The organism is Klebsiella sp. ME-303, from assembly GCF_007910085.1.
Classification (GTDB): Bacteria; Pseudomonadota; Gammaproteobacteria; order Enterobacterales; family Enterobacteriaceae; genus Klebsiella; species Klebsiella michiganensis.
In genome coordinates, this window is sequence record NZ_VOJB01000101.1 from 9,422 (window position 1) to 13,509 (window position 4,088).

General features: G+C 51.6%; 4 protein-coding genes. All 4 read right to left on the minus strand.

The window, feature by feature from the left end:
- Positions 1 to 88: 88 nt before the first annotated feature.
- On the minus strand, positions 89 to 382 hold the full coding sequence (locus tag FQK12_RS24120; protein WP_014228573.1) for a DNA breaking-rejoining protein: 294 nt from the start codon (positions 380 to 382) through the stop codon (positions 89 to 91).
- A complete protein-coding gene (locus FQK12_RS24125; RefSeq protein ID WP_014228572.1) occupies positions 375 to 701 on the minus strand; it encodes a DUF2190 family protein in 327 nt (108 codons plus the stop codon). Before FQK12_RS24125 ends, FQK12_RS24120 begins: the two co-directional genes overlap by 8 nt.
- 80 nt (positions 702 to 781) lie before the next feature.
- Entirely contained in the window at positions 782 to 2,797 is a 2,016-nt protein-coding gene (locus tag FQK12_RS24130; RefSeq protein WP_041165272.1) for a ClpP-like prohead protease/major capsid protein fusion protein, read from the minus strand.
- The coding region (locus tag FQK12_RS24135; RefSeq protein ID WP_261393155.1) for a phage portal protein at positions 2,742 to 4,088 on the minus strand (1,347 nt) is incomplete at its 5' end. The genes FQK12_RS24135 and FQK12_RS24130, both read right to left, overlap by 56 nt.

Here is a 4,088-nt window from a genome sequence, read left to right on the forward strand (position 1 = left end):
AGCCACCCGGTTAATGGACTGGGATGTCGCCCGAGGAATGGCATTTTTACTGATATTGCTCAGGTTCTGCCTGAGCTCTTCCAGCCCTTTAATCGTCACCTGTGACCTCCTCAATCCAGATTTGCGGCTTACCATTAAAGAGGAGCCATCGGGTAACGGTGTAAACCTGACTTTTATAAATAACCTCATCTCCCCGCGCCGACTGATAGCCAGCGCTGAAGATAACCAGGTTAATCCCATCCCCCGCGACCGGCCCCAGCTCAGGCAGCAGGTGACTTTCAACAGCAATATGCTCATCGCCATTAATAGTCACCGTTCTGCCCAGCCTTTTCGCCGTCAGTTCATCCATCCTGCCAGCCATATTGTCAAAGACATTAGCCATTGATTTTGACTTCCAGGACGGTAACGCCTGCCGCAGCATCCTCCCAGGCAGTCCCGGCTAACACCGCATCGGTGTCATCCAGCTGAACATTTCCAGCTTTGAGATATACCTTTTCCCCGGCGGTCACGGCATCAGCTGGCAACTTAGGTAAAAGAAAGACACCTTCAGCGAATCCGTCGCCTACATCACCCGGCTGAATATCGGTAATTGCAACCGCAATCATCCCGCCTAAAGAAACGGGTGTACCGCTGAGAATTTCCTCGGTACCAGAATTTTTCACGGGGATGGTTTTGCCGTCTTGCACATAATTTTTAGCCATAACGTCTCCTGTCAGCCCCACAGGGCTGATTTCAGGTATAAAAAAAGCCCTTCCGGGCGTCGTTTTCAGAACTGTAATGATTACTGGCCGCTGGATTTCACCAGGCCGCGGTAATCAAGCGGCGCCACACCAGCATCGATACGAACTTTTGTAGCGATACCGTCAGTGGTAAACCCTTCCTGCTGATCTATGTAAGGAGTATCAACACCATTCAGATACGCAACTTCGATGGTGTCCGTCCCTTTTGCCGCCATCAGATACCAGGCTTTTGCGTCAGCTTCGTCAAGGCGGGCCTCTGCAATCACATCTGCAAAATTCTGGATCGGGTTAATAATCCCGGCGTTGATATCCGCCCCTTTTACGCTCGCTGATTTAATCGTCTGGTTAGCCAGTGTCTCCAGCACGACCGGCACCAGCATAAATGCCGGGCGGATGTTCAGAGATCGTTCTCCCTCTTTCTGCAGGCGCATCAGTTTACGGGCATCGTCCAGGCTGCTAACGGAAATAGCACCGGTGGACAGGTTCTTGTGGTCTGCGTGGAATAACGCCTTACCATCAGAGAGTTTTGGGTTTTTGGTCAGGATGGCGTAAACCAGGTCACCTATAGTCGCCTTAGCAGCACGGCCCATTTTCATCGGAACATCGGTGATCTGATTCAGATCATCGTTGATGATTGCCTGGCGAGTGATGGAGAAAATTTCCCCGTAGGTGGCAAGAGCAATGGTTTCACCTTTATCGCCGGTAGTCACATACTTATATTCAGCGCCTTCGCGAACCTGCCGCAGAGACGGGAATCCGCCCATCCCCACACGATGCGCTGTCTTAAAGTCCGACAACTGGCCTTTCTTTGTCCACTGCTCAAAGGTTTCTGCAGCTTCGTCCCAGCCCTGCAAAATCGATTTGTTGGCGACATCAAGAAGGATGTTGCCAAAATCAGAGGTGCTGTGCGTCAGCGCCAGCCCTACCATCTGCATCGGGTTATAGCTGGATACGCCAATTCCCCGCTCAGTCAGGGCCATGCGGGCATATTCACGCAGGGTCATGCCGTTGTAGACATTGTCACGTTCCTGATCTTCAAATCCGGCACGCGCCATCAATGCCTGGCGAATACCATCGGCGACAAAATTACCGTTACCTGCATGAATATGCGCTGGCATGGTTTTCGCCGATGGTGAAGCATCTTTACCCAGCAGCACCAGCAGTTTGTCTTTAGCCTGATCGACAGAACAATCCATATCTGCTACACACTGCGCCTGCAGTTCGGCGTGTTTACCACCAAACATCGCAAAGAGGTTGTTAATACCATTAACGCGATCCTTTTGCTCAGCGATTACCTGAGCACGAATGGTGTTTTCGTCAATTACGGAAGGTTGGCTCACCACAGGCTGCTGCACTTGTGGTTGCTGGGGATCGCGTTGCGTGGTAGCTCGCGGCGGCGTTAACATGTTGCGAATATTTTTTGGCATCTTTTCGAAGTCCTCAATACGTTTAGACTGGATACAGGCCATAGCCTGAAGAGAGGGGGTGACCTGGTCGGCAAAACCCATAGCGACGCATTCTTTGCCGTCCATCCAGGTTTCATCTTCCAGCATCGCCGCTATTTCATCGGAGCTCTTACCCGTTTTCTCTGCATAAGCAGGGATCAGAACAGACTCAACCTTGTCCAGAAGCTCTGCGTAGTCACGCATATCGTTGGCATCACCACCAGCAAAGCCCCAGGGCTTATGGATCATCATCATGGTGTTTTCAGGCATGATGACCGGATTACCCACCATAGCAATGACCGAGGCCATAGACGCGGCCAGACCGTCGATATGAACGGTAATTGACGCACCATGATGTTTAAGAGCATTAAAAATGGCGATGCCGTCAAAGACATCGCCACCAGGCGAATTGATATGAAGATTAATATGGGTCACATCACCAAGCGCTTTAAGGTCGTTAACAAACTGCCGGGCGGTCACGCCCCAGTAGCCGATCTCGTCGTAGATATAGATTTCTACCTGATTGTCGGCGCTGGCCTGCATACGAAACCACGAATTACTTCTTGCGCTGGCTTTCGGACGACGGGGCGTCCGGTTCTTTGACTTCGGCACTGGTGCCTCCTTTATCGTTTGCAGGATCGGTGTCATACACCAGTCCCAGTTCGCGGTTATCATCAACTTCAGCCTTGCGACGACGTTTCACATCATCCGGATTGCGTCCGCTAGCTCGCACCCAGTCAGATTCTGTCGCAGCACCACCTCGGATTTGCGCTTTCCAGGCATTAGCCTCTTTAACTGGGTCGATCCACGGCATGACCGGTCCGGAATAAACTGCGGTGTAAAGCGACGCCATATCCAGCCCACGTGGTAGCTGAATTTCGCCAGAAGCTACCGCCATTTTTAACCAGTTTCGGTACATTGGCCGGGTGATTGCGCCGATGAACCAGTCCTGAAGGATCAGATAACCATCTGTTGATTCAACCAACTCCTGGCGCTGGGCACTGTATGTTCCATCGTAGTTTCTGGCTGTACTGGAGAAGCTGAGACGAGCACCGGCAGCGACAGCGCGCAATTGTCCATTTCGGAATGTTTCAAGGTTAGGGTTTGGTCTGTCGGACTTGATCATCCCGATGTCTTCACCGGGCAGCAGATCATCATAAATAATGCCTGGCTCAATCATTACGTCACGATTGTCTTTGGTGGTCTCATCCGTAAAACTTTGCCCGTCTCCTTTTTTTATGTACATCCCCAGCGCAGCTGCAATACGTGCTGCCGTTAACTCCGCATCCTCGTATTCTTTCAGCGCACTGAGGCGCATGAGCACACCAGAAAGGAGAGAGGTCCCTCGGGTCTGATGAAGACGGCGGGTAAATTTGAGATGAAGCATATTCCCGGCATCGACATCTTTCGTATCCAATTGACGGCCGGTAACAGGTAGACTTTTATAGACTAGGTACTTTTTCGGGCGCCCCCAGTTATCTACATATACCCCCTGACAAAGTTGCAGGGACTCATCATTGGTCATCGGCACAAAATCGGCCTCAAGCGCTTCAAGCCAGAATGGTACTCCAGCTACCGGCTCAAGTCCCTGCGCTGAGCCATTCACCATCTGAGCGAAAATTTCTCCGTCTCTGAGCCAGCTCCTGAGCATCAACCGCTCAAGCATCGGGCGGGTAAACTGCCCCGTGACCTCAGGGCTGACCGACCATTCTGCCCACTTCGCTCTGATTTGTTCAGCAAGTTTCTTCGCTATATTTCCGTTATTCAGTACCGGGTGGGGCTCAACAATAATTCCTTTTGCACCTACCACCCGTTCCTCAAGCTTATCGAACACGCCGATAACGAGATCGTGATTACTATCCAGCCAGCGCGCTTGCTCACGGAGGGATACAGCACCCATCTG

What these genes read in the sequence shown, in the direction of transcription:
- FQK12_RS24120 (WP_014228573.1), bottom strand. Translation starts at nt 382, where the DNA reads ATGGCTAATGTCTTTGACAATATGGCTGGCAGGATGGATGAACTGACG.
- FQK12_RS24125 (WP_014228572.1), bottom strand. Translation starts at nt 701, where the DNA reads ATGGCTAAAAATTATGTGCAAGACGGCAAAACCATCCCCGTGAAAAAT.